Source organism: Paenalicyclobacillus cellulosilyticus (assembly GCF_014647315.1).
Lineage (GTDB): Bacteria > Bacillota > Bacilli > Alicyclobacillales > Alicyclobacillaceae > Alicyclobacillus_J > Alicyclobacillus_J cellulosilyticus.
On record NZ_BMOY01000004.1, the window covers coordinates 13235 to 38114 of the forward strand.

Here is a 24880-nt window from a genome sequence, read left to right on the forward strand (position 1 = left end):
GACACACCGAAAAGACCGGCTCACCTGCTGCGCAATTCATCCAACCGGATGGCCCGCTTGTGGACGGTGTGCACCCACGTCCGGTTGGTCCGGGTGAAATACGCCTGCAACACCACCGGCCCCCAGGTCCACAGGAAAAACGGCAGGATGAACAGCCCAAAGTACGCCCGCCAATTCACTCGTTCCAACAGCAGAGCCAAAGGGAGCTGAAGATACAGCAAGACGTTGACGACCACCCAAAACTCGGTCGGCAACAGGCGCGTCATGTCGTTGATGAAGGTGTGCGGCGTCGCCACCTGCAACACCATCATCAGCGAGGTCAGAAACAGGATGAGAAAACGCATCGGTTGAAACAGGTAAATCCCCGCGTCCAGTTTGGCCAGGTTGCGCTCGCGCAACCCCGCCAGGATGAGCGGCCACATATGGGTGCGCGCACAATGGAAATGCCCCTGCATCCAACGCAGGCGTTGACGCACCGACGCCCACAACCCGGTCGGCTTCTCGTCGTAGACCTTCGCGTCGTGCGCCCACACCGGATAGATGCCTCGCTCGACGCACCGGACCCCGAATTCGAGGTCTTCCGTGAGGCCGGTTGCCCCCCATCCCAGTTCCTTGAGCAACGCCATGTCGATGCACAACCCTGTCCCGCCCAAGGAGCAGGAGAGGCCTAAATTCTGCCGGGCGTTTTGCCACATCCTGTTGCTGTACCAATACGAGATGGCCATCGAGACACTGACCCAAGTGTCAAACGGGTTCTTCACCCCGAGGTAACCTTGGATGACGCGATGGCCTTCACACAAATAGTCGTTCATGATCCGCAGGAAGTCCGGTGCCACCAGGTTGTCGGCGTCGAACATCACCACCGCGTCATACGCCTTGCCGCTGCGCCACAGTTGTTCCAACATCCATTCGATGGCATATCCCTTCGCCCGCTTCGTCTCGTGGTAACGCTCATACACCACCGCCCCGTGCCGGCGGGCGACTTCAGCCGTATGGTCCGTACAGTTATCGGCGACCACGTAAATATCGTACAGGTCCCGCGGATAGTCCTGTCCCTGCAAGCTGTCGATGAGCGGTCCGATGACCCGCTGCTCGTCGTGCGCCGGGATGATGACCGCGAACCGCTTTTGGGGGGCAAACCGCAGGACGCGCTTGCGGTGCCATACCCCAAACAGCGAGAGCACGATTTGGTACACGCCGATGGCGCCCGTCAACAGTTGCATCACCGTGTAACACGCATTGACCAACACCTGCAACAGGGACACCAAACATCCCCTCAGCTTTCAGTCTGGCATCGCCGAACGGCCGGCGCGGAACCCGTCGCGTCCCGTGACAAAACCCATACGCCCCGCGGAGGGGAACCCATACGTCCCATTTTGCGGACAGCCTGGCACAATGTCAATGAATCCGCCCAGGACAAACTGGGACATTCGTTCACATTTTGTCCGTTATCCTGTACGATAACTCTGAAGCCGTGGGCCAGACCGCAAACCGCGTGTGCATGCCGTGGCGAACGAGCAGGGCCCCACCCGGTTTGTCCACCCATCTCAATCTCTATGCCAAGGAGGCTCCAGTGTGACCGCACACCTCAGCACATGGGTCGCCCATTACGGGATGGCGGCCGTGTTCATCCTGATGACCTTGGAGAGTGCATGCATCCCGATTCCGAGCGAAGCGGTCGTCCCCTACGCCGGTTATCTCGCGGCCGAACACACCTTGTCTCTGCCGGCCGTGATCCTCGTCACCACCGCCGCCAATGTGTTCGGCGGCCTCATCGCATACGCGGTAGGGTTGTACGGCGGCCGGCCTTTCATCCTTCGCTGCGGCCGCTACGTGCTCCTGCGTCCGTCCCACCTTGAACGGGCGGAAGCGTGGTTTGCGCGCTACGGCGAGATCACCGTGTTCGTTTGCCGACTGCTGCCGGCACTGCGCACGTTCATCTCGTTGCCTGCCGGCATGGCCAAGATGCGTTTATGGCGGTTTATCCTGTACTCCGCCCTCGGCTCCCTGCCTTGGAACTTCGCCCTGGCGGTGGCAGGGTATGAACTTGGGCGGCATTGGTCCCAGGTCGACACCTACGTGAAGCCGCTCGTCTACGTGGGCGCAGCCATCCTGGCGGCCGCCGTCGTCTGGTTCTGGCTGGGGCGCCGGGAACGGTCACACCCCGGGTCCTCCGACGCCGAGAATTGAACGGATGCGCGCTTGTTGCGGACCCCCTCCCGCCAACAGCTCCCTGGGGAAAAACAGCCGGTACTCGGAATCCGGCACCAAGGCGCGCACAATCTTCGACACACGGGAAAGCTCCGTCTTCTCACCGCTTGGCAACAGCAGCGTGATGCCCTCGCCGCGGTACACGTAACCGGAGAGGGCGGAGGTCCGCCCGCATATGTAGTAGTCGGGATGGAAACCCAACGCGCGCGCAGCCGTGCGCAGCGCCGCCCACTCCTCCGGCGATGGCTCGGGCCGCACCACGTACGTGAACAGCCGGCGGTGCAAAAATCGCCGCGCCAGGTCGGAGAGCACCGGATCGGCCGCTTGCGACCAACGGCGAAACGCGTACAACAAGGTCGACTCATCGACCGCCAGGTAGTCTTCGACCCGGACCCGTTCCGGGTCCTCCGTGAGCAGCACCGTGAGTTCTGCCGGCATCTCCGTGAGCGACCCGTCCTGCCAACACTCGCTGGCCCGCCGCAAGACTTGGGCCACGAGCACGTCGCTGCCGACCGTCACAGGGTGGAAATAGACCTGTGTATACATAAAATAACGAGCGAAGATGTATTGTTCGGCCGTGTGCATGCCGCTCGCCTTCAGCACCACCGCCCCGTCGGCGAGGGTGAGCGACCGGATGAGGCGCGTGAGCTCGAACCGGCCGTACGACACCCCGGTGTGCAGCGCATCCCGCAGCAAGTAGTCCATGCGGTCCACGTCGAGCTGGCTCGCGATGAGTTGCCGGATGTACGGGTTGCCTCCTTCTTTGCGCAGAATGGCGATGAGTTCGGCGGTGAAATCCTCTCCCATCTCGGCGAGGATGCCGTGCAATTCCTCGTCTTCCTCCAAAATCCGCCGCGTCCAGTGTTCATGGTGCACCGGGTGGATGGATTCAAACGTGTGCGAGAACGGGCCGTGGCCCACATCGTGCAACAACGCAGCGGCGAGCGCGAGGCGGCGATCCCGCTCATGTTCCGGCCATCCGCATTCCTTGCGCAGGTGATCCAGGACCCGCCGCATCGTCTCGTACGCGCCCAGCGAATGGGTGAAGCGGCTGTGCTCCGCGCCGTGAAACGTCAAGTACGAGGTGCCGAGTTGCCGGATCCGGCGCAGCCGCTGCACCGCCGCCGTGTTCACCAGGCGCCAGATCCACGGGTCGTCGACCCGGATCTCGTCGTGCACCGGGTCTTTCAGGACTTTTTCAAACACGGCCACCGCCCATCCTCCCTTCACCACACAAAAGAAGAGCCCCGGAGGAACCGTCTCCTCAGGGCTTGTGCGACCCCTGCAGGCTTGCGCGACGCCGCAGCCCGGATGGTTCCCCTGGGCTCCCTCAAGCGCAAGAACCAGGTTGCCCGGCGCGGGTGGCGGTGCGGAAGCTCGCGCCGCAACCGCACATCGACGTGGCATTCGGATTGTGGATCTTGAATCCTTGGCCGGTGATGTCGTCCACATAGTCGATCTCCGAGCCGTCGACGAGTTCGAGGCTCTCCGGGTCGACCACCACCTGTACGCCTTTCACGTCGAAAACCCGGTCGCCCTCCCGCGGGGCGTCCAAGGCCAGACCGTAGCTGAACCCCGAACAACCGCCCGGCTTCACATAGATACGCAATGCCCGCTCTTCCGGTCCCCGGTCCTCCGTGAGCGAACGGACCTTCTCCACCGCACTGTCTGTGAGCGTGACCATATCGCCTTCACACTCCTCCCTGCGTCAAGCTGCGGACAAACGCCAACACCGCTTCCGCGTGGCCATCGACCTTCACCTTCGGCCACACCTGCGCGACGCGTCCTTCCGCGTCGATCACGACCGTGGTCCGCTCAATCCCGACGGACGTTTTGCCATACATATTCTTTTCTTTGAGCACGCCGTACGCAGCGCACACCGAACCGTCCTCGTCCGACAACAAGGGTGCCTTCAGACCGTACTTGGCGGCAAACTTCTGGTGCGAGCTGAGCGAGTCCCGCGATACCCCGAACACACGCGCACCCAGGCGTTCAAACTCTGGGTAAAGGTCGCGGAACGCGCAGTTCTCCCGCGTACACCCAGGCGTGTCGTCCTTTGGATAGAAGAACAACACCACCACGTGCCCCCGCTGGTCATGGAGCGACACCGTCGTGCCGTCATGCGCCGGCAGCGTGAAATCCGGCGCCGGTTGTCCCACCGTCAATGCCCCCATCCACCATGCCTCCTTTTCGATCACCACGCCCGGCATCGTGCGCGCATGGCGTGCACAGCCTCACTCCCGCACCACCTTGACGTGCCGGATCTCCGGATCGTCCGTCCCTTGCACGGGCAAACCTGCCCGCAGGTTTTCCTCGATGTAGTCAATATTATCCTGCGTCACGACCTCACCTGGCAAGAGGATGGGGATGCCAGGCGGATAGACCATGATCATCTCGGCGATGATCCGCCCGACCGACGCGTGCAACGGCACCACCTCCGTCGGTGCGTAAAACGCCTTGCGCGGGCTCATCTTCAGCACCGGCATCGACGGGATCTTCACCTGCACCGGGCGCTTGCCGATCCGATCCCGGCACGACTCCGCGATGGCCGCCATCGCCGCGACCAAGCGGTCGACGTCTTGCTCGTCATCTCCCCACGAAATGATGCACAAGACGTTGTACAGGTCGCTCAACTCCACCTCGATGTTGAACTCTTCCCGCAGCATGCGCTCCACATCGTATCCGCGCAACCCCAGATCCTTGACCGAGATGGTCAGCTTCGTCGGGTCGAGCGCATACGTGGCGCTGTCGTGCAGGATCTCCTCACCCATGCAGGCGATGCCCGGAATCTGGTTCAAACGCGCCCGCGCTTCCTGCGCCAAGCGGATGGCGCGCTCGACCCGCTCCCTCCCGTGCAGCGCGAGCTCTTTGCGCGCCACGTCGAGGGAGGCGAGCAGCAAATACGATGTGGATGTCGTGGTCAACATGCTCATGACCACCTGGACGTGGCGAGGATCGACCAACCCGGCACGCACGTTGAGCACGCTCGACTGCGTGAGTGAACCGCCCAGCTTGTGCACGCTGGTGGCCGCCATGTCGGCGCCTGCCTGCATCGCCGACACAGGCAGCGCCTCGTGGAAGCCGATGTGCACGCCGTGCGCCTCGTCGACCAACACCGGTATCCCGCGGGCATGCGCCAAATCCACGATCCGCTTGAGGTCGTTGGCCACGCCAAAGTATGTCGGATTGATGACCAACAGCGCCTTGGCGTCCGGGTGTTCGGCAAGCGCCTTGGCCACCGTCTCCACCGAGAGGCCGTGGGCGATGCCCCACTGGTGATCCACCTCCGGGTGGAGAAACACCGGGTGCGCATCGGCCAACATGATGGCCGTCAGCACCGACTTGTGGACGTTGCGCGGGACGAGGATCTTGTCCCCCGGCCCGACGGTGGCGAGTACCATCGTCATGATGGCGGTGCTCGTCCCTTGCACGGAGAAATACGTGGCATCGGCGCCGAACGCCTCGGCGGCCAACTCCTGCGCCAACTTGATGGGCCCCGTCGGATGGTGCAGGTCGTCGAGCGGCGCGATGTTAATCAAGTCGATGGAACACGCGTTTTCGCCGATGAAGCGCAAGAACTCCGAATTCATCCCGCGGCCCCGCTTGTGGCCCGGGATGTGAAACTGAACCGGGTTGCGCGCCGCATGGCGCAACAAGGCGTCAAAGAGGGGTGTCTCCTCCTGATTCAACGGGTCTGGTCCTCCCTCACGGCTCCGTCCGCCAGGAACGCTTCGCGGAAACCGGGGGCCGCATGCTCCCACAGGTCAGGCCGAATCTGCTGCAAAAACGCTGCCACGCGGTGCCGGACGTCTGCCGGAACGGAGGATACATCCACCGTCCCGCGGATGGCCTTCTCCATCCCCTTGACCTGCTCCGCCAACGACTTATACCCCTTTTTCGCTTCGCTGTCTATCCACAGATGAAACGGCATGGCGCCGTAAAAGCCTTGCGTGCCTCCCTCGAATCGATGCAACGTGATCCAAAAACCGATGATGTGCCGTGGTTGCGGCACCAGAGCCCGGTCGTCGACGAACGCGATGCCCCGCTCCACGCGGCTTTTGGCATGTATGGCCCCGTTATCGACGAAGACCTCGTCACCGTCCACCAACACGGCGGACAATCCGCGCAGCGCGTCGTCCCCAGTATGCTTGGACGCGCCGGTCAATCCGAGCTTCTCCATCACATCGCCTCCCATCCCGCCTGTCGCATGCCCATCATTGTACATCCGCCCGCGTTCACTGTCACACCATCGCCGTTTTGTGTCCGGACACCCGCATGCACGATGCGGCTGCATGCCCTGCCTCGTTTTGGGAACCCTGTACCTAGCACGCCAACCGGCGTGTCCACCCCGTCGCGCCGACTGCAGTCTGGCACCTGCAAGGGGCCGGCGAAGTGGCTACCTGACGCGATCCGGCCACGAAGCGGAGGGAACGCGATGCATCGATTGCCCAAGGCGATCTTGACCGTGTTTGCGGCGTTCACCTGCCTTGCCAACACCACCGGTCGCGCACAAGCGCGCCAGCCGTGGACGGTGGACAACACGCCCGAACCGGCCGTGATCCGGGTCGCCATCCGGTCCGAGAACCCCAGCGGCGAGGCCGATCCGCGCGGGCGGATCATGTACGTCCAGACGGTGCCTTTCATCCAATATTGCGAAGACGTCCTGCCGAATGAATGGATGCCTTCATGGCACATCGAAGCGCTCAAGGCCGGCGCGATGGCGGTCAAAATGTTCGCTTGGTACCACCATCTTCATCCTATAACCATCGACGGCTTTACGTTCGATGTGGACAACACCGTAAACTTCCAGACATTCCGCTACCTCTCGCGCCAGCCGGACACCAACCGCGCAATCTTGGCCATCCGCCCGTACGCCTATGTCAAACCGGACGGCGAAATTGTCGAGCTCAATTACCGGGCGGGGATCCGCGACGACCCCAACTGGCAATACCGCAACGCCCAGAAGATGGCACAGTGGGGTTCACAGTACTGGGCGGAGCGCGGACGCAACTGGTTGCAGATCCTGCAGTTTTACTACGTGGACCGCATCCTGCGCCAATATCGGGTGCGTTGACGAGGAGCGTGATGAACGTGCCGCCATTCAGCCTGTGGTGCCCCATCCTCGCTGTCACCGCCGCCCTGGTGGTGGTCCAGCCGCCGGCACCTTCACCCGGACAGACGCCCATGCCGGTCCATCCTCACACCGCGCAGGGCGGCGCCAATGCGGGTACTGCCCGAGGGACCACGCCGAACGTCGCCACCCCGGGCCAGGCCGCGGCCGACCGTCCGCTGCCCGACCGCTTTGGCACCGGACGGCCGTTCTCGCCGTACGTACCTTGGCCCACCTCCCGTCTGCGCGTGCGCGTCATCGACGGGCGGACTCTTGAGCCGCTGCCAGGTGCGGAAGTCGTGTTGATTGAGACGGAACAGCGGCTCACCACCGGTCCGGACGGCTTCACCCCGTGGTTCGACGCACCGGTCATCCGCAATCCGCGCTACCGGCCGATGGTGGCCGAGCTCCATGGCCAACTTGGCGTGATTGCGTATAAAAACGGGTACCGGGACAGCATCCACCTCGGCATCCGGATGCACGAGGGGATCCCGACCGAGACCACCGTCTGGATGTACAAAATCGGCCCCCAGGACCGGCGCATCGAGCCGGTGCTCTACCAGGAGCCGTACCACCACATCTGGCTGGTCGAGCTCGCCGACAAGTTCCGCAGCCGCACCCAGCCCGGGGAAGGACCCGAGCGCCCGTGACGGCGGCGTGCGCACGGCGTGATCCCAGCCGATGGAGGTGCGCAAATCCGCTGTTCAGCGGCGGCTTTGCACCGCCTTCGCGATCCGCTCCGCCGCTTCGACCAAGCGCGCCTCCGGGGCGAGCAGGCCAACCCGGACGTACCCTTCCCCGCCGCGGCCAAAGCCAATCCCCGGGGCGACGCCCACATCGGCGTGATCGAGGAGGAAATCGGCGAACATAGCGGAAGACGAAAAGCCCGGCGGTACCGGCATCCAGGTGAAAAACGAACCAGGCTGCGGCGGGCAGGCCAACCCGTGCGCCGCGAGGGCCCCCACAAACGCGTCGCGCCGGGCTTGGTATACCGCCGCCAGCTCCCGCACACAGTCCTGCGGGCCGAGCAGTGCGGCACAAGCGGCGAGTTGCACCGCCGGGAACAGAGAGACATAGTAGTGGTCCTGGATCAGGTTGATGCCCGCGATGATGTCCGGATGGCCGACCGCAAACGCCACGCGCCATCCGGCCATGTTGTACGTCTTGCTGAGGGTGTAGATTTCGACGCCGAGTTCTTTTGCCCCGCTGACCTGCAGGAACGAAGGCGGCCGGAAACCGTCGAACGCGATGGCTGCGTACGCGAAATCATGCACCACCCACACGCCGTGGCGCCGGGCGTACGCGGCGAGTTCCTCGTAGAAGGAGAGATCCGCCACCGCACCGGTCGGGTTGTTGGGGTAGTTGACGAAGATGAGCTTGGCCCGCTGCCAGTCCGCTTCCGGCACACGCGCCAAATCCGGCAGGAACCCGCGTCCGGCTTCGAGCCGGTACGGGATCATCTCCGCTCCGGCCAGCGCGATGCCGCTCCAGTAGTCCGGGTACCCTGGGTCGGGGACCAGCGCGGCGTCCCCAGGGTTGAGGAACACCTCGCTCAACTCCACGAGCCCCGCCTTGCCGCCAAAGAGGATGGCCACCTCTTGCGTTGGGTCCACCTGCACGCCGTATTCCCGCTCGTAGAACGCCGCAACCGCCTCTTTCAACGCAGGCAAGCCGGTGAACGGCGAATAGCGGTGGGTGCGCGGATCGAGCACGGCGGCACGCAACGCCTCGACGATGTGCGGCGGGGTAGGCAGGTCCGGGTTGCCCTGTCCGAGGTTGATGACGTCGTGGCCGGCACGGACCTTCGCCTCAATCCGCGCGACCAGGTTGGCGAAAAACTGCTTCGGCAACCGGTGCATCCGGTCCGCCATCGGAATCGGCATCCCGCACTCCCCCTTGGACAAACTTGCCAGACAGCGCTGGTGAACAAGGTCTTCCGCAGACGCTGACCCCTGAGGCTGGCTCATCCCGTAAAGCGCAGCGCCTTGCGGCGCAGCGACACGCTCAAGGCGAGCCCCACCGCGACGTAGTTGATGATGAGTGAACTGCCTCCGTAGCTGATGAACGGCAGCGTGATGCCGGTGGAAGGGCTCAGGTACATGTTCATGCCGATGTTCTCAAAGACCTGAAACGCGAACATCGCCACGATGCCGACCACGATGTACGTGCCGAACGTGTCCTGGCTGCCGGCGGCGATGCGCACAAGCCGGTCGAAGAGCAACAAGAAGAACAAAATCAGCAGGCTCGAACCCACGAAACCGAACTCTTCCGCGACGGCGGTGAAGATGAAGTCGGTCCATTGGTTCGGGATCCAGTTGCCGCGCGTCTCGATGCCGTTGAGGAAGCCTTCGCCGAAAACCTGGCCCGATCCGACAGCAATCTGGGCCTGATGGACGTTGTAGCCGTACTGGGTCAGCGAGTAATTCGGATCGAGCCACGTCAGGATGCGCTGGGCTTGAAACCCTTGCAGCAGGTGGTGCTTGACCATCCATTGGATGACGACCACCGCTTGCTCCGAATACGCCAGCGCGACGGCGGTCAAGCCGGCGATGACCAACACGAACAAGCCGAACATGAGCAGGAAGTACGACCGCTTGGCGAACACCATGTACATGAAGAACGTGATGGCAAACATCACCAGAGCCTGGCCGAGCGCAGGCTCTTTGAGCGTCAGCGCAAACGGGACGAGGAACATACCGATGACCGGCAAGGCGGTCTTCCAGCCGTAGTCCGGGAATTCTGACTCGTCGACATCCGCCATGTACCCGGCAATGGCCACGATGAGCGCCAGCTTCGCCAATTCGGACGGCTGAAAGCTGAGCGGCCCCAGCGGAATCCATGCGTGCGCGCCGAAGCGCGACGGCATGAACATGACGACAACCAGCAGGAAGACGGAAACCGCGTACATCCACTTGTACACCTTGCGCAGGCTGCGGTAGTCCATCGAGGCGGTCAACGCCATCGCGCCTGTGCCCAATACTTCAAACATCACCTGTTTGGCAAATGCGTTGGCAGGGACGTTGGTGCCGCTTTTGCCATACGTGGAGGCCAGGATGGCCAGACACCCGAACACCGCCAGTCCGAGCAGCGCAAACAACAACAAATAGTCGATCCGCTTGACGTTCTTGCGCAGGCCTTCCATCCCCGCCCTCCTCTCTCCGACCGCCGTCAGCCTGTACCGGCCCTGGCGCTGCGGGGTGTCCGCGGCGTCACGCGCATGCCCATGTTCCCGCTCCATTATAGCGGACAAGACCACGGGTGCACAGGCCGGTCTGCGGCGGGTCCGGTGCCGAACCTCGCCTTTGTGCATTCGCCGCGCCCGGCCCGGCGGTTGCCCCATAGACTGGTGGCGAGCGAAGGAGGCGTTCACCCATGAGCATGTACAAATGGATCCGGAAGTTCCTCGGCCACCCCGTCGCGTGCCACACCCATTTCGGCACGTTCCGCGGCGTCCTGGTGCACTGCAACCGCACGCACCTCATCCTCGCGGTCCACCGCCTGCCCGCTGCACCGGCGCCAGGTTTGTCGTTCGGAATCACCCCCCTGGTCCGTTTCGGCCCTGGTCCGAGACCAAATCCAGGGCCGTGGGGACCAGGGCCAGGGCATGGGGGGCCGGGGCCGTGGGGACCAGGGCCAGGACCGTGGGGGCCCGGACCATGGGGGCCGCCCGGTGGACCGCCGCCGCGGCCTGTGAGTGGTTGGCACTTGGCCATCCCGTTGGCAGCCGTGATCGGGATCACCGCCATCGGCATGCACTGGTGGTGACACCGCCCGTTCGGAGGTCCGTGCGGCAGGGAACCGCGCCTCTTTGTCGAATGGCTTTTTTGTCGATCCACGATACGGGTTGAGCGCTTCACCGCGGTGCGGCAGCGGCCCGGTTTCCCGGCCGGCTGCCGCACCACGGTGCACCGAGCACAGGCGGAAGCCTCGGCGAAGAAGGTGGTGTGCATGGACGGACGCGCCGCATCTCATGCTCCAGACTATGTCCTGTACTTCACCGCCGTCATCCTGACCGCGGCGGGCGTCATCACCGTGTTCTCCGCCAGCACCGTCGAAGCGCTCCATCACGGTCTGCCGGCCGACTACTACGCCATCCGGCAGCTCATCTGGGCGGCCATCGGCGTGGCGGCGATGTCGGCGCTGATGTACGTACCCACCCGGTTCTGGTACCGTGTGGCAGCCCCGGCGGCACTGTTGTCGATCCCGCTTTTGATCCTGGTTTTGTTGATTGGCCAAAGCCAGTTCGGCGGCCGGCGCTGGATTGGCACCGGCGCGGTGCACCTGCAGCCGTCCGAGTTGGCCATCTTCGCGGTCATCTTGTATTTGGCGTACTTCTTCACGAAAAAGGCGATGTTGTTGCATCACTTCCGGCGGGGCGTGCTGCCTGCCGTCATCGTGGTCGGCGTGGTGTTCGCGCTCATCATGGCCGAGCCCGACATGGGCACAGGTTTGACGTTGTTGGCCGCCGCCGCGGTGGTGCTGTTCGTGTCCGGCGCCCGCCTGCGCCCGCTCCTTTTGCTCGCGGGGGCGGCCATTCCCGTCCTCGTCGCCATCGCCCTGGCCGCGCCGTACCGCAAGGGTCGTTTGACCGCGTTTCTTCATCCGTTTCAAAATCACGACGACGCAGCCTACCAGTTGCTGCAAGGCTGGACCGCCATTGCGTCCGGAGGATGGTTCGGCCGCGGTTTCGACATGAGTTTGGCCAAGACCGGCTACCTCCCGTTTCCGCAAACCGATTTCATTTTTCCGGTCATCGTGGAAGAGTGGGGGATTGTCGGCGGCGCCGCGCTGCTCATCGCCTTCGCCATGCTGATCTGGCGCGGCCTCCGCATCGCCCGGCACGCACCGGACCGGTTCAGCGCGCTGGCCGCCACGGGCATCACGAGCCTCATCGGGATCAAGGCGCTCATCAACCTGGGCGCCGTCTCCGGTTTGCTGCCGGTCACCGGGATCCCGTTGCCATTCATCAGCTACGGCGGCACGTCGCTCTTGGTGAACCTGGCGGCGCTCGGGGTGGTCCTCGGTATCTCGCGCCACACGCTCGAGGAAGAACCCGAAGCGGATGCGCTGGCCGAGGTGATCGACGTGCGCACCGTGCAAGCTGCGCGGCGTCCGGCGACCCGTCCCGCCTCCGGATCCTTGGTCCGGACAAGCCCGGGCGGTGTGCGGACACAACCTGCCGCCAGCTCTACCTGGCGCGCCCGGCAGGAAGCGGCGGCCGCCCGGGCGGCGAACCTGCGCGATCGCGACCGCAACGATCCGAACCGCCGCACACAGGGGAGCATCCTCTCCTGGCGCGAACGCAACCAACCCTCTCCCACGCGCAAAAAACCGCCACGCGGCGGAAAGGGGCGATGATGGATGGAGCCGCTTCCCGGACCGGTGCGGGTGGAACCGTACGGCCAAGGGGTGTACGGCATCGACCTGTACGAACAGGGGCAGCCGCACCGGACATGGGCTTACCTCATCCTCGACGAACGTCCGGCGCTGATTGAGACCGGCAGCGCGCGCGCCCACGACATCCTGTTGGCATCCTTGGCTGCCCTCGGTGTCCAACCTGCCGACCTGGCATACGTCATCGTCACCCACGTCCACCTCGACCACGCGGGCGGCGCCGGACAGTTCATGCGCCTGGCGCCGCAGGCGCGGTTGGTCGTCCATCCGCGCGGTGCCCGGCACATGCAGGACCCAAGCCGCCTGTGGGCCGGGGCCGAAGCGGTGTACGGCCCCGCTGCGACGGCCAGGCTGTTCGGCAGCATCCAGCCGGTCCCGGCGGACCAGGTGCTCGTGCGCCAGCACGGCGAAACCTTGCACCTGGGGGCAAGGACGCTCACGTTTTTCGACTCGCCAGGCCACGCACGCCACCACTTCACCATCCTCGACCCGGTGAGCGATGCGCTGTTCGCGGGCGATGCACTCGGCATCCGGTACCGGCGCGAATACACGGGATGGGCGTTCGACCTGACCCTGCCCTCCACGTCCCCGGTCGATTTTGATCCCGACCAAGTCAGCCAAACGGCCGCGATGCTTGCTGCGCAACCGTTCACTTGGGTCTTCCATACGCATGGCGGCCGCGCCGGCCGCGAGGAGGCACTGGCGGAGACGGAGCGGATTGCCTGGGCGTGGGCAGGTCTGGTCTCCCGGCAGGACGCAGGGATGTGGACCGAGGATGAGCTGGAGGATGCGTTGCGCGCGTGGATTCACGAGGATCTCGCGGCCCGCGGCCTGGCTGCCCATGACCTGGACCTCTCGCCGCTCGCGTTCGACCTGATGCTCAACGCAAAAGGGCTTCTCCACTATCTCCGCCGCCGTGAGACAGACCGGACAGCGGATACATCGCCACCACTGGGTAGGTGAGGCGGCCGCCCTCGCGGGTGGAAGCGAACAGGCAGAGGGCCGGCACGTCCATCGCCCAGGTTTGGGTGACGTCCGCCATCTTGTTCCATCCCCGTGCTTGGCGCGTCAACGCGGTGAAGTGCGCCACGTCCAACTGGCGCGCCAAGGTCATGTGCGCCCGGAACGGCCGCGGATCGACCGCCGCCACCCGGGCGTCCGCCACCCCGGCGCGTACCGCAACGTGCAACCGCTGCAACGCCGCCATGCCCTCGTCATCCGCCAATCCCAGCCACAGCACCCGGTTGTGTGCAAACGCCCCCACCTCTGCAAAGCGGAGGCGAAACGGCGCCACCTGGGCCGCCGCGCGCCGGCCAATGGCATCGAGTTGCGATATGGCCGCCGGGGGCAACTCACCGAGAAACAACACCGTCACGTGATACAAGTCGGGCCGCGACCAATTGGCTGCGCGAATGCCGAACGCCTGCAACGACCGCGTCCAGGCACCTATCTCGCGGGCCAGTTCCGCTGGCACGGGTACGCCGAAAAACAGCCTCACGACATCTCCCCCCTCACCGGCCGTGCCATCCGTCTGATTACACACCATCCGCACGCAACGCCATCCGGCTTTCTGCCGCCATCCGGTCCACCGCCGGCGAGTCTCAGGCAAGTATAGTATAATCCGGTTGAGACAGATTCCAGGTGATACATGCACCGGGCACAAGGTGAACGCACGTGGCACGCACGCGAACACACGGAGGATATCCCCTGGTGGCCACTTATTCCATCGCGGCCGCCGATCCCCTGCGCGGCGAGGTGGGTGTCGCGGTGTAATCGAAGTTTCTCGCGGTCGGCTCCGCGGTGCCGTGGGTGGCTGCCGACGCGGGCGCCGTGGCCACCCAGGCTTGGGCGAACACATCGTACGGCCCGCAGGGGCTCGCGCTGTTGCGCCAAGGTTTCTCTCCGGAGGAGGTTCTGGCCCGTCTGCTCGCGGAAGACCCGGACCGCGAACACCGGCAGGTGGGCATCGTGGACAGGGAGGGGAGAAGCGCCACGTACACCGGCAGCGCGTGTTTCCCGTGGGCGGGCGGGATCGCGGGAGAAGGATTCGCTTGCCAAGGAAACATCCTCGCCGGCGCGGCGGTCGTTGAGGAGATGGCGCGCGCTTTCCGAGCGAGTTCAGGCCCCTTGCCCGAACGCATGCTCGCCGCGCTCGCGGCCGGTCAACAGGCGGGCGGTGACCGGCGCGGCATGCAGTCGGCCGCCATCTATGTGGCGAAACCAAAAGGCGGCTATGGTGGCTTCAACGACCGCTACATCGACCTGCGCGTCGACGACCATCCGTCCCCCATTGAAGAACTGAGCCGGTTGCTCAGCCTCCACCGTCTGTATTTTGAACGGCCGCAAGCTGAAGACCTCATCCCGTTGCAAGGCGAGACGCTGGACGAGGTGCGCCGCCTGCTGCGCCGGGCGGGATACCAGGTCGGAGAAGGCCCCGCATACGATGCCGGCACGCGTGCTTCGCTTGCGGCGTACTTCCAAACGGAGAATTTCGAGGAGCGTTGGTCAGACCAGCCATTCATCGACCAGAAGGTTCTCGCTTACATGCGGGACCACCTGAGTCCGGAGGCCACCAAGTGAGGGAAGACGGTTGATTGGACTTTGGATAGGCAAATGTGTGCTCTGGCTCATGCAGCGCTTCGGACGGCGCGCGACCAGCTTACCGGGCAAGATGGCGCTTCGCATCTCCCCGCGCCTTTTCGCCCGGCTCGCCCGCCAGCTGAATTTCTGCGCTGTGGTGACCGGTACCAATGGCAAGACCACGACGACGGCCATGCTCTCGCGGATGTTCGCAGCAGGGGAGCCGGTCATTCACAACGCGGAAGGCGCCAACATGCAGCAGGGCATTCTGACCGCGTTGTTGCGCGCGGCGAGCTGGACGGGACGGCTGCGGGTGCGGACCGCGGTGTTCGAAGTGGACGAAGCGACCCTGCCGGTGGTGGCGCCGTATCTCCCCATCCGGGTGGCCGTGGTCACCAACCTGTTCCGCGATCAGCTCGACCGTTACGGAGAGCTGGACACGACGGTGCGCAAGGTGACCGAAGGACTCGCCCGGACGGCCGCCAGCCTCGTCCTCAACGGCGACGATCCGCTCGTGCGCCACGTCGGTCTTTCCTTGGGCACGCATCATGTCGTCTATTTTGGTATGCACCGCGGCCATCTGCATCCCCTCGAGCGCGAGGTGATGCGCGATGGCGCGTTCTGCCTGCGCTGCGGCCACCCCTTGCGCTACGACGGGTTCTTTTACGGCCAACTGGGCCAGTATGCTTGTACCCACTGCGATTTTGTCCAGCCCCATCCCACATTTTGCGGGCAGTATGAACCGGGACGGCTGCACGTCCATCAGGAAGGGCTTCCGGGCATGTCGTTCCCTCTGCCCACCCGCGGTCTGTTCAATGCGTACAACGCCCTGGCCGCCGTAGCTGCAGCCCGGGTCAGCGGCCTGTCCGCCGGGCAGATTGAACGCGGACTCCAGTCGTTTGTGCCGCCGCTCGGCCGGATGCAGCCGTTCGCGACCACCCCCGTTTCGGTATTGAATCTCATCAAGAACCCGGCGGGCTGTGACAGCGTGCTCGCCGCCATCGCGGCTGAGCCAGGCGACAAGGGGTTCTGCATCCTCATCAACGACCTGGCGGCCGACGGGCGGGACGTTTCCTGGCTGTGGGACGCGGACTTCGAATGGTTGCCGGACAGGATTCAACCCGCGTTTTGTGTCGCCGGCGGCCTGCGCGCTGAGGATATGGCGGTACGGCTGAAGTACGCCGGACTCCCCGCAGCCGCCATCGTCCCGGTGCCAGGCATCGAACCGGCCATCGACGCCGCGCTCGACCGCGCGGCCGCCCGCGGTGTTTCGCTGTACGTCCTTGCCACGTACACCGCGTTGTATCCTGCGGCACGTCATTTGACACGGCGCGCCGACACGACGTCCGGTACCGCCAGTTGGGACGCAGGGAGGAAAAACGATGAAACCCATCCGGATAGCCCACCTGTTTCCAGATCTCCTGAATCTGTACGCGGATAAAGGCAACATCCTAACCCTCCGCCGCCGTTTGGCGTGGCGAGGCATCCCGGTCGAGGTCGAACAGGTGCGGCGGGACGATCCGCTTCATCTCTCGCGGTACCATCTGGTACTCCTTGGCGGGGGATCCGACCGGGAGCAGGCCCTGGTCGGCGAGGTGTTGCGGAAACAGCGGGCAGAATGGGCTTCCGCCGTGGCGTCCGGATTACCTCTGCTCGCCATTTGCGGCGGGTATCAATTGTTGGGAGAGTATTACGAAACGGCGGAAGGGTTGAAGGTGCCCGGATTGGGCCTGCTCGATATGCGCACCACGGCAGGTTCCACCCGCCTCATCGGCAACATCGCCATCGAATCGCCTGAGTGCGGGCGGATTGTCGGTTTCGAGAATCACGCCGGCCGGACGGAACACCGCCATCTCCCGCTCGGCACCGTCCTCCACGGCCACGGCAACAACGGCCAGGACGGCAAGGAAGGCGTGCGTTATCAGAACGTGATCGGCACCTACATCCACGGGCCCCTGCTCCCGAAAAACCCGCGCCTCGCCGACTTCGTCCTTCAGCTTGCACTCGCGTACGCCGGTGCGCCGGCCGAACTTTCCCCGCTCGATGACGCGCTGGAACTTTTAGCGCACGAAGCGTTTTTCCAGCGGCGGATTGTGGTGGGACGTGGTCTCAGGCGGGGGGACGGCGCCGGTGCAAGTCGATGACCACGTCGCCACGTTGATTCACAGCCAGATACAGGACATCTTCCAATCCTTGGCCGCCGTGAGCACGGATCTGTTCCTCCACCCACGCTTCACTGCGGCCGGTTTCCGCCAACTTGTCGCGATCCAGTTCCCCATCCACCACCAGTTCGATGTAAGGCCCACCATCCTCCCCGGAGAGATCCGGCTTGCGCACCAGGTCGACCTTGGCGACCGATTGCGCGGCTTGCACCGGCAGAATGCTGAGATTGCCGGTCGGTTCGAGGATGCCGTACTCAATCTCGTCATAGCTGAAATACCCCTTTTCCCGCAGGAGCATCATCAACACATCGACGTTGACCTTGGTCCGGCGAAGGTTGTCGCGCACGAGTGCACCTTTGTGGATGAGTACAATCGGTTCTCCGGACGCCACTTGGCGGAACCGGCGGCTTTTGAGCGCGAGATACGCTGCCGCGATGGCGCACGCAGTGAACAAGACGAGCGCATACAGATTGTTTCGCCACGTCGCCATGTCGTGCGTCGCCATCATGTTGGCTGCCAGATTGCCCATGCTTGCTCCCGCGACCCAGTTGAAATAGGTCAACTGCGTCAACTGGGTGCTGCCAATCCAGCGGACGAGAATGAGCAGAACGGTGAACGTGATGAGCGTACTCAGGGTGGAAAAAACCAACTCTCCCCAGTGGATATGCATCATTCCGGCTCCGTTTCCTTGCGGCATGGCTCATGATTTGGTATGCCCACTTGCCCGGTTTGGAAACCGCACCTGCCATCATGTTTCCTGCCAGCTAAGACAAGCAGCGAAGCACACCGCGAAGGCGCGCGTGAATATCCTTACGCGGGGACATGCGCGCCCTGTTTTCGTTTGTAATATTTTTTAACATATTGTAGTGGCGGATGCGGGTGTTTTGTGTTATGATACATCGCAGATGATACGGATCCGGGCAGCGGTCACGCCGTGATGGGTACAATTTTTTATCGCATCTATGTTTCAACGCATTGTATGTGTAATGTTTCATTACGTTTTGGCCCAGGCCCGAAGCGAATGTGCCGCTCGCCTGTCCACAGCAGGCGTGGCACGCAGCAGAGGAGGTATGGAGATGGATCGTGCGAGCGTATTCGAGACCATCACGCTGCCTCGTTCTGTGTTGGTGGAATGGCCTTCCAAACTCAAGGAGATCCGCACCCTGATGGAACGTTCGGAGATCAAAATCGTCGACATTCGGAGGGAGCGCGACAACCTCGTCATCGTCTTCAGGCGGCTCTATGCTCCGTCCACCGTGGCCAGCCATCCATCGCGGGAAGTGGAGTGAGTGCCGATGCAGTTGCTGCGCGCGAGCCGGTTGCGCCCATCTCGCCGTGGCGATGCCAATCGTTTGCTGCGGCAGCCCGCCGTCAGGCCCGGCGGGCGCTACCCACGATGTCGCAGATCAAACGAACACCCTGTCACCCTCCATCCTGCACAGATGAACCCGAATGGTCGCGCCGCTCGACAATGGCTACCGTGCAGCGTGAGACACACACCAAGCGTCCATCCTCATCGCAGATGCGGATGTCCCAGACCATGATGGTGCGACCTTTGTGCAACGGCGTCGCCGTAGCCCGGATGACGCCTTCCCGTTTTGACCGCACATGATTGGCGTTGATCTCGATGCCGAACGCCGCTTGTCGCTCCAAGTCAATGTACTGCCAGGTGCCTATGCTCGCGGCCGTCTCCGCCAACGCCACGGATGCGCCGCCGTGCAGATAACCGAACGGCTGGCGCGTCCGGTCATCGACGGGCATCGTCATCACCACACAGTCCGGGTCGAGACGTTCTATCTTCATCCCGAGGACTTCCAACATGTTGCCGCTCACCAAAGTCGACGCGTCGCGCGCCGACATGCGCTCATCCGCCATGCGGTTCACCACACCTCCTCCCGCGCGGTTTCCCATGCTCCCCGTCCGCCGTACAGCGCGCTCACCAAGTATGGATCGTGGCGCGGCAGCCGGGCATACACAAGCCGGGGCCTCGCACCGGCGTACGCCGGCGCAGGCCCCGCTGTGAAGATGATACCAGATGGCCCCGCCTTCAGCGAATCCCGTTGGCTGCAATGACGTCCCGGTACCACAGCGCGCTCGCCTTGGGAATGCGCGTCTGGGTCGCGTAGTCGACGTAGACCAACCCGAACCGTTTCGAGTAACCGAACGCCCATTCGAAGTTGTCCATGAACGACCAGACAAAATACCCTTGCAGGTTCCCGCCTTCCTGGATAAACCGATGGGCCGCCGCGAAGTGGTCGCGCAGATACGCTATCCGCTCCGGATCGTCCACGCGGCCGTCCACGACCCGGTCCGGGTACGCCGCCCCGTTCTCCGTGATGTAGAGCGGCAATCCCGTGTATTCACGCCGCAGGCGCGTGAGGAGCCGGTACAGGGACTCGGGATGAACCTCCCAGCCCATATCCGTGACCGGTCCGGCGGGAGGGACCGGCTTCGGCATACCGTCTTCTCCAGCGCGGACGACGCTGCGGGTGTAATAGTTGACGCCGAGGAAGTCGATGGGCCGCCGGATGATATCCAGATCGTCCGCGTGCACGAAATCGAACGGGCCGGCCTGCTCGGTATAGATTTCCACCATATCCGCAGGGTACGACCCGCGGAAGATGGGATCAAGAAACCACCGGTTGGCGTTGCCGTCCGAAATCTGCGCAGCCCGCAGGTCCGCAGGATCTTCAGACGCTGCATCCACCACGGTGAGGTTGAGCGTGATCCCGATGCGTCCGGAGAGCCCCGCCTCCCGGTATGCCTGCACCGTTCTGCCGTGGGACAACAGCACATGATGAGCCACCTGCAAGGCCTCGCGCAGGTCCCGGTGACCGGGGGCATGCTGGCCCAACCAATGGCTGAGGAACGAAACACACCAGGGCTCGTTGTGCGTGATCCACAGCGGCACGACATCTCCCAGCTCACGGAACAGGGTGTTCGCGTATTCCACAAAGTAGTCCACGCTGCGCCGGTTCGCCCATCCGCCCTCGTCCTGAATCCACTGCGGCAGGTCCCAATGGTAGATGGTCGCAACGGGCAATATCCCATGCTGGTGCAGCGTGTCCACCAAACGCTTGTAAAAGTCTGTTCCTTTCGGGTTGTAACGGCCTTTCTCAGGGAAGATGCGCGGCCAGGCAATCGAGAAGCGATACGCCTGCATGCCGAGTTCCTTCATCAGGCGCACGTCCTCCGGATAGCGGTGGTAGTGGTCACACGCCACATCCCCGGTATCGCCGTTCAACACCTTGCCCGGGGTCTTCGCAAACGTGTCCCAGATGGACGGCCCGCGGCCGTCTTCCTGGGCGGCGCCTTCGACCTGGTACGCCGCGGTCGCGGTCCCCCACAGAAAGCCTTCCGGAAATCTGAGTTCGCCGTTCATGCATCCGCCTCCTGCCTGATCTCATCCTGACGGCTCGACGGCCGCACAGGGCGGCATCATGCGCGGGGCTCCGCCCGTGGCCGCCACGTCTGACCGAACTTTGCGGCCACGTGCGGCAGCGTCATGACGTCACATGATGACACGCCACCGTGTGTTCGGGTGTCACCGCGACGACCGGCGGCTCGACCTCGTGACACTCCGAGGTCGCGAGCGGACACCGTTCCGCGAACGGACACCCTTTGCGATCCGCCGCCAAGTTCGGCGCCCGGTTGCTCGTCTCCGGCAGCTTGCCGCGGTGCCCGCTGCCCGGCGTCGCCGCCAACAACAGCCGGGTGTACGGATGGGACGGGTTGCGGATCAGGTCGTCGGACGGCGCCGTCTCCATCACCCGCCCGCCGTACAACACCATGATCCGGTCGCCGAAGTAGCGTGCGGAAGCCAAATCGTGCGTGATGTACAGGTACGCTAAGTTGAACGCCGCGCGCAGGTCATCCATCAGCTTCAGCACACCGGCGCGGATCGATACGTCGAGCATCGAGATGGGCTCGTCGGCCACCAAGAACCGGGGGCTGACCGCCAACGCCCGCGCGATGGCCACGCGCTGCCGCTGGCCGCCGGACAACTCGTGCGGGTATTTCAACCGGATATCCTTCGTCGGCGTGAGCCCCACCCGCTCGAGCAGCTCGTCAATCCGGTCGCCGAGTTCCTTGCCGCGCAAGCGATGGTGCTTGCGCAGCGGGTACGACAGGTGCGCTTCAATCGTGCGCGCCGGATTGAGCGAGCTGAACGGGTCCTGAAAGACCATCTGCACGTTGCGGCGGTACTGGGCGAGCGCGCGCCCCTTGACGCGGGTGACGTCTTGGCCGTCAAACAAAATGCTGCCTGCACTCGGCGTGACAATCCGCAGCAGCGTCCTGGCAATGGTCGACTTGCCTGAACCCGATTCTCCCACGAGCGCCAAGACCTCGCCCGGCCGGATGCCGAACGACACATGGTCCACCGGTTGGATGACGGTCCGTTTCCCATGATCCCGAATGGGGAAGCGGACGACGAGATCGCGCACTTCAATCAGTTGGCTCGCCTCAGACATGTTGCGCCTCCCGTTGCGGCTTGAATAAATGGCACTCGATGAGTCCGTGCTCAGACGGATACTGCGGCGGCCGCGCCTGCCGGCACTCCTCGGTCGCGTACGGGCAACGCGGGTGGAATGCGCACCCGGACGGCAACTCCATGAGATTCGGCGGATTGCCCGGGATCCCTTCAATGACCACCTGCTCCGCCGTCAAGTGCGGAATGGCCCGGATCAAACCCTCTGTGTACGGGTGATGCCGATACCCGTCCGCCAGCGTCTCGCTGTCCGTGACCTCGACAATGCGCCCGGCGTACATGATGGCCACCCGTGACGCGAGCTCCGCCACCAAGCTGAAGTCGTGGCTGATGAAAAGGATGGCGAATTTCTCCCGCTGCTGGATCTCACGGATCTCATCCAGAATCGACCGCTGCACCACGACGTCGAGCGCGGTGGTCGGTTCGTCCATGATCACCAGGTCAGGTTGCAGCGCGATGGCGATGGCGATGACCACCCGCTGCCGCATCCCGCCCGAAAGCTCATGCGGATAGCTCTTGAGATGCTTCGCATCGATGCGCACCAGTTCCAGCAGTTCCCGCGCCCGCGCCAACGCCCGCTCCCGGCTCCAATCCGGCTGGTGGGCGAGCAGGGTGTCGACAATCTGCGTCTCCACCGTCATCACCGGATTGAGGGCGTTCATCGCGCTCTGAAAGACCATGGACATCTTCTTCCAACGAAACGATCGCAACTCCGCCGGGGTGAGGGCGTACACGTCTTGACCCGCGACGCGCACGCGTCCCTTCGTCACCACCGCATCCCCTTTGAGCAGCCGCATGACCGCAAACGCGAGCGTCGACTTGCCCGATCCCGACTCGCCCACGAGGCCGAGGATCTCCTGTTCATGCACCGTCAGGTTGACGTCGCTCACCGCGTGCACCAGGCTGTTTGGCGTTTCATACCCAACCGACAAATCCTCTATCTCCAAGACAGGACGGCGGAGGGCGTTATGATTGTGCGGCATGCTGCAGCCCTCCTTCCAGGACATGCGTTTTGCGCGCCCGGCGCTTCACACGCAGGCGCGGATTCGCGATCTGGTCGACCGCGAAGTTCATCAGGGTCAGGCTGGTGCAGACGAGGGCGATGGCCAAACCAGGCGGCACAAACCACCACCATGCGCCAATCATCAGCGCCGCACCGTTTTGCGCCCACATGAGGATGGTGCCCCAGCTGTCGGACGCCACGTCCTCGAAACCAAGGTAGGCCAACCCTGATTCCGCGAGGATGGCGCCCAGGCACGAGTAAATCAGGTTGCCGGCGATGATGGACACCATGTTCGGCAGGATCTCCGCGAACATGATCCGGAGCGACCCCGCCCCGGAGAGTTTGGCGGCGAGCACGAAATCACGGTTGGCAAGCGAGAGCGTGACCGACCGGAACACGCGCGCCCCCCATGCCCAACCGGTGAGGGCGATGATGAGGCCGTTGAGCACCGGCGTGGTGTTCTTCAAGTACGACTCAATCAGAATGAGCAGGGCCAAGCCAGGCAAAACCAAAAAGATGTTGCACAAGGCGTTGAGCACCGCGTCGACCCATCCGCCTTTGAGCCCGGCATACACCCCGATGAGAAACGCGATCAACGTCGAGACTACCGCCGCGCCGACACCGACGGACAGCGACGTCCGGGTACCCCAGACAAATTGGGAGAAGATGTCCTGCCCGGTGTTCGTCGTGCCGAACAGGTGCTGCCACGACGGCGGCTGTGACGGCATGAACGTCGACGCGTGCGGATCGTACGGCGCGATGAGCGGGGCAAAGATGCCGACAAGCACAAACACCGAAAAGATGATGAGGCCGGTCAGCGCCTTCGGATCGCGAATGAACGCAGAGAAGATGCTCCGCCGCCTCACCTTGTCCTGACGGTCCAGGGGACCTGCGGCTTCCTGTACCTTCGCAGCGATGCGGCTGCTCATGACGTCGCCCCCCTCCTTCTCGCCCGCGGGTCGAGGCGGCCGTAGATCATATCGACGATAAAGTTGATGACGAGCGTGGCCACCGCGATGATGAGGAACATCCCCTGGATCAGCGGATAGTCCTCACTGGTCACGGCATTGGTCAATTGATACCCGATACCCGGATAGGAGAAGACCTGTTCAATCAAGATCTGGCCGCCGATGATGGTCGACAGCGCAATGGCGATGGACGTCACCTGCGGCAAGAGAGCATTGCGCGCTGCGTACGCAAAGATGAGCCGCCGCGTCGGGATGCCTTTCGCTTCGGCAAACACCACGTAGTCCTCGCCGAGCGTCATGATCATGTTGTTGCGCATGCCGACAATCCAGCCGCTGACGCTGCCCAGGAACACGACGAGAAACGGCAGAAAGCCGTGATAGAGCACGCTGAGGATGAAACGCCCGTTGAACCCCGGCGTCACATCGTCGCCGTACGCGTGGGCTGTAGGAAACCAGTTATGCAGGAAGCCTGCGAAATACAAGAGAATCAGACCGAGCCAGAAACCTGGAATGGACTGGAAGAACATGGTGCCAATCGGCAGAATGGCATCCGCCTTGCTGCCGCGCCGCCACGCGATCCAGATGCCCGCCAGGGTGCCGAGCACCACCGCGACCAACCAAGCCACGCCGAGCAGGCCGATGGTCCAAGGCAGGCTCTGCCGGATGATGGCGGACACCGGCGTGGGATAAAACGTGTACGACAGCCCGAGATGGCCGGTCACCATGCTGCGCAGGTAGTCGAAATACTGGACAATCATCGGTTTGTCCGACGCCATCCCCATCTCGATTTCCAGGGCATGCAGGGCCTGCGGCGGCATGCGCCCCTGGAACTTCGCCATCATGATGGCGGCAGGATTCCCCGGCATCAGGCGCGGCAGGATGAAATTGAGCGTGATGGCCGCCCAGATGGAGACCACCAGAAACAACAGCCGGTTCAGTACATAACGCACGAAAGACCCTCCT

The 24880-nt window shown here is 63.7% G+C and carries 26 protein-coding genes and 1 pseudogene; 11 read left to right on the plus strand and 16 right to left on the minus strand.

Annotation, left to right across the window (positions count from 1 at the left end):
- Positions 1-20 precede the first annotated feature (20 nt).
- Entirely contained in the window at positions 21-1265 is a 1245-nt protein-coding gene (locus tag IEX97_RS02080; protein ID WP_188880860.1) for a glycosyltransferase family 2 protein, read from the minus strand.
- Between the two features lie 310 nt (positions 1266-1575).
- Here IEX97_RS02080 and IEX97_RS02085 point away from each other — a divergent pair, with 310 nt between their 5' ends.
- The gene (locus tag IEX97_RS02085) at positions 1576-2190 is read left to right on the plus strand and encodes a DedA family protein (protein WP_229776245.1); all 615 of its coding nucleotides are present in this window, start codon (positions 1576-1578) and stop codon (positions 2188-2190) included.
- Here IEX97_RS02085 and IEX97_RS02090 read toward each other — a convergent pair.
- From IEX97_RS02090 to IEX97_RS02110, 5 genes are all read right to left on the minus strand, one after another.
- On the minus strand, positions 2158-3423 hold the full coding sequence (locus tag IEX97_RS02090; RefSeq protein ID WP_229776247.1) for an HD domain-containing protein: 1266 nt from the start codon (positions 3421-3423) through the stop codon (positions 2158-2160). The two genes, IEX97_RS02085 and IEX97_RS02090, sit on opposite strands and share 33 nt — an antisense overlap.
- 118 nt (positions 3424-3541) lie before the next feature.
- Positions 3542-3895 (minus strand): HesB/IscA family protein, encoded by a 354-nt coding sequence (locus IEX97_RS02095; RefSeq protein WP_188880861.1) that lies wholly within the window; start codon positions 3893-3895, stop codon positions 3542-3544.
- A 7-nt stretch (positions 3896-3902) separates the two neighbouring features.
- Entirely contained in the window at positions 3903-4385 is a 483-nt protein-coding gene (locus IEX97_RS02100) for a peroxiredoxin (protein WP_188880863.1), read from the minus strand.
- 60 nt (positions 4386-4445) lie between these two features.
- Positions 4446-5900, minus strand: coding sequence for an aminotransferase class I/II-fold pyridoxal phosphate-dependent enzyme (locus IEX97_RS02105; RefSeq protein ID WP_188880864.1), 1455 nt, complete (start codon positions 5898-5900; stop codon positions 4446-4448).
- Complete coding sequence (locus IEX97_RS02110; RefSeq protein WP_188880865.1) at positions 5897-6391, minus strand: YwhD family protein; 495 nt, start codon at positions 6389-6391, stop codon at positions 5897-5899. Before IEX97_RS02110 ends, IEX97_RS02105 begins: the two co-directional genes overlap by 4 nt.
- A 255-nt stretch (positions 6392-6646) precedes the next feature.
- On the opposite strand from IEX97_RS02110, the gene IEX97_RS02115 reads away from it, so the two are divergent.
- Together IEX97_RS02115 and IEX97_RS02120 are read left to right on the plus strand one after the other, a co-directional pair.
- A complete protein-coding gene (locus tag IEX97_RS02115; protein WP_188880866.1) occupies positions 6647-7285 on the plus strand; it encodes a SpoIID/LytB domain-containing protein in 639 nt (212 codons plus the stop codon).
- A gap of 11 nt (positions 7286-7296) precedes the next feature.
- Positions 7297-7971 (plus strand): hypothetical protein, encoded by a 675-nt coding sequence (locus IEX97_RS02120; protein WP_188880867.1) that lies wholly within the window; start codon positions 7297-7299, stop codon positions 7969-7971.
- A gap of 54 nt (positions 7972-8025) precedes the next feature.
- Here the strand turns inward: IEX97_RS02120 and IEX97_RS02125 are convergent, their stop codons facing one another.
- Together IEX97_RS02125 and IEX97_RS02130 are read right to left on the minus strand one after the other, a co-directional pair.
- The gene (locus IEX97_RS02125; RefSeq protein WP_188880869.1) at positions 8026-9204 is read right to left on the minus strand and encodes an aminotransferase class I/II-fold pyridoxal phosphate-dependent enzyme; all 1179 of its coding nucleotides are present in this window, start codon (positions 9202-9204) and stop codon (positions 8026-8028) included.
- Between the two features lie 80 nt (positions 9205-9284).
- Positions 9285-10463, minus strand: a complete 1179-nt coding sequence (locus tag IEX97_RS02130; protein WP_188880870.1) for an FtsW/RodA/SpoVE family cell cycle protein — start codon at positions 10461-10463, stop codon at positions 9285-9287.
- 230 nt (positions 10464-10693) lie between these two features.
- Between IEX97_RS02130 and IEX97_RS02135 the strand changes: the two genes are divergently transcribed.
- The 3 genes from IEX97_RS02135 (at position 10694) to IEX97_RS02145 (ending at position 13678) form a co-directional block, all read left to right on the plus strand.
- Positions 10694-11086 carry a hypothetical protein gene (locus tag IEX97_RS02135; protein WP_188880871.1) on the plus strand — a complete coding sequence of 131 codons (393 nt, stop codon included), beginning with the start codon at positions 10694-10696 and terminating at the stop codon, positions 11084-11086.
- Positions 11087-11269: 183 nt separating this feature from the next.
- Complete coding sequence (gene ftsW / locus IEX97_RS02140) at positions 11270-12679, plus strand: putative lipid II flippase FtsW (protein ID WP_188880873.1); 1410 nt, start codon at positions 11270-11272, stop codon at positions 12677-12679.
- A 3-nt stretch (positions 12680-12682) separates the two neighbouring features.
- Positions 12683-13678, plus strand: a complete 996-nt coding sequence (locus IEX97_RS02145; protein ID WP_188880874.1) for an MBL fold metallo-hydrolase — start codon at positions 12683-12685, stop codon at positions 13676-13678.
- Here the strand turns inward: IEX97_RS02145 and thpR are convergent.
- Positions 13596-14213 (minus strand): RNA 2',3'-cyclic phosphodiesterase, encoded by a 618-nt coding sequence (gene thpR / locus IEX97_RS02150; protein WP_188880875.1) that lies wholly within the window; start codon positions 14211-14213, stop codon positions 13596-13598. The genes IEX97_RS02145 and thpR overlap by 83 nt on opposite strands.
- A 287-nt stretch (positions 14214-14500) precedes the next feature.
- Here thpR and IEX97_RS13940 point away from each other — a divergent pair.
- From IEX97_RS13940 to IEX97_RS02165, 4 genes and pseudogenes are all read left to right on the plus strand, one after another.
- Positions 14501-15004 (plus strand): annotated as a pseudogene (locus IEX97_RS13940) (DUF1028 domain-containing protein); the annotation flags it as partial.
- Positions 15005-15022: 18 nt separating this feature from the next.
- A complete protein-coding gene (locus tag IEX97_RS13945) occupies positions 15023-15295 on the plus strand; it encodes a putative peptidoglycan binding domain-containing protein (protein ID WP_308426175.1) in 273 nt (90 codons plus the stop codon).
- Between the two features lie 37 nt (positions 15296-15332).
- Positions 15333-16736: a Mur ligase family protein gene (locus IEX97_RS02160; protein WP_229776249.1), complete on the plus strand. Its 1404-nt coding sequence runs from the start codon at positions 15333-15335 to the stop codon at positions 16734-16736.
- On the plus strand, positions 16678-17439 hold the full coding sequence (locus IEX97_RS02165; RefSeq protein WP_188880877.1) for a type 1 glutamine amidotransferase: 762 nt from the start codon (positions 16678-16680) through the stop codon (positions 17437-17439). Before IEX97_RS02160 ends, IEX97_RS02165 begins: the two co-directional genes overlap by 59 nt.
- Here IEX97_RS02165 and IEX97_RS02170 read toward each other — a convergent pair.
- The gene (locus IEX97_RS02170) at positions 17405-18127 is read right to left on the minus strand and encodes a DUF421 domain-containing protein (protein WP_229776251.1); all 723 of its coding nucleotides are present in this window, start codon (positions 18125-18127) and stop codon (positions 17405-17407) included. The two genes, IEX97_RS02165 and IEX97_RS02170, sit on opposite strands and share 35 nt — an antisense overlap.
- Positions 18128-18533: 406 nt before the next feature.
- Between IEX97_RS02170 and IEX97_RS02175 the strand changes: the two genes are divergently transcribed.
- The gene (locus IEX97_RS02175; RefSeq protein ID WP_188880879.1) at positions 18534-18746 is read left to right on the plus strand and encodes a hypothetical protein; all 213 of its coding nucleotides are present in this window, start codon (positions 18534-18536) and stop codon (positions 18744-18746) included.
- A gap of 133 nt (positions 18747-18879) precedes the next feature.
- Here the strand turns inward: IEX97_RS02175 and IEX97_RS02180 are convergent, their stop codons facing one another.
- From IEX97_RS02180 to IEX97_RS02205, 6 genes are all read right to left on the minus strand, one after another.
- Entirely contained in the window at positions 18880-19290 is a 411-nt protein-coding gene (locus IEX97_RS02180) for a hotdog fold thioesterase (protein ID WP_188880941.1), read from the minus strand.
- A 214-nt stretch (positions 19291-19504) separates the two neighbouring features.
- Entirely contained in the window at positions 19505-20839 is a 1335-nt protein-coding gene (locus IEX97_RS02185; protein ID WP_188880880.1) for a GH1 family beta-glucosidase, read from the minus strand.
- A 121-nt stretch (positions 20840-20960) separates the two neighbouring features.
- Positions 20961-21929: an ABC transporter ATP-binding protein gene (locus IEX97_RS02190; RefSeq protein ID WP_188880881.1), complete on the minus strand. Its 969-nt coding sequence runs from the start codon at positions 21927-21929 to the stop codon at positions 20961-20963.
- A complete protein-coding gene (locus IEX97_RS02195) occupies positions 21922-22929 on the minus strand; it encodes an ABC transporter ATP-binding protein (RefSeq protein ID WP_188880882.1) in 1008 nt (335 codons plus the stop codon). The genes IEX97_RS02190 and IEX97_RS02195 overlap by 8 nt, the downstream gene beginning before the upstream one ends.
- Positions 22913-23878: an ABC transporter permease gene (locus IEX97_RS02200; RefSeq protein WP_188880884.1), complete on the minus strand. Its 966-nt coding sequence runs from the start codon at positions 23876-23878 to the stop codon at positions 22913-22915. The genes IEX97_RS02195 and IEX97_RS02200 overlap by 17 nt, the downstream gene beginning before the upstream one ends.
- The gene (locus tag IEX97_RS02205) at positions 23875-24867 is read right to left on the minus strand and encodes an ABC transporter permease (RefSeq protein WP_188880885.1); all 993 of its coding nucleotides are present in this window, start codon (positions 24865-24867) and stop codon (positions 23875-23877) included. The genes IEX97_RS02200 and IEX97_RS02205 overlap by 4 nt, the downstream gene beginning before the upstream one ends.
- Positions 24868-24880: the final 13 nt, after the last annotated feature.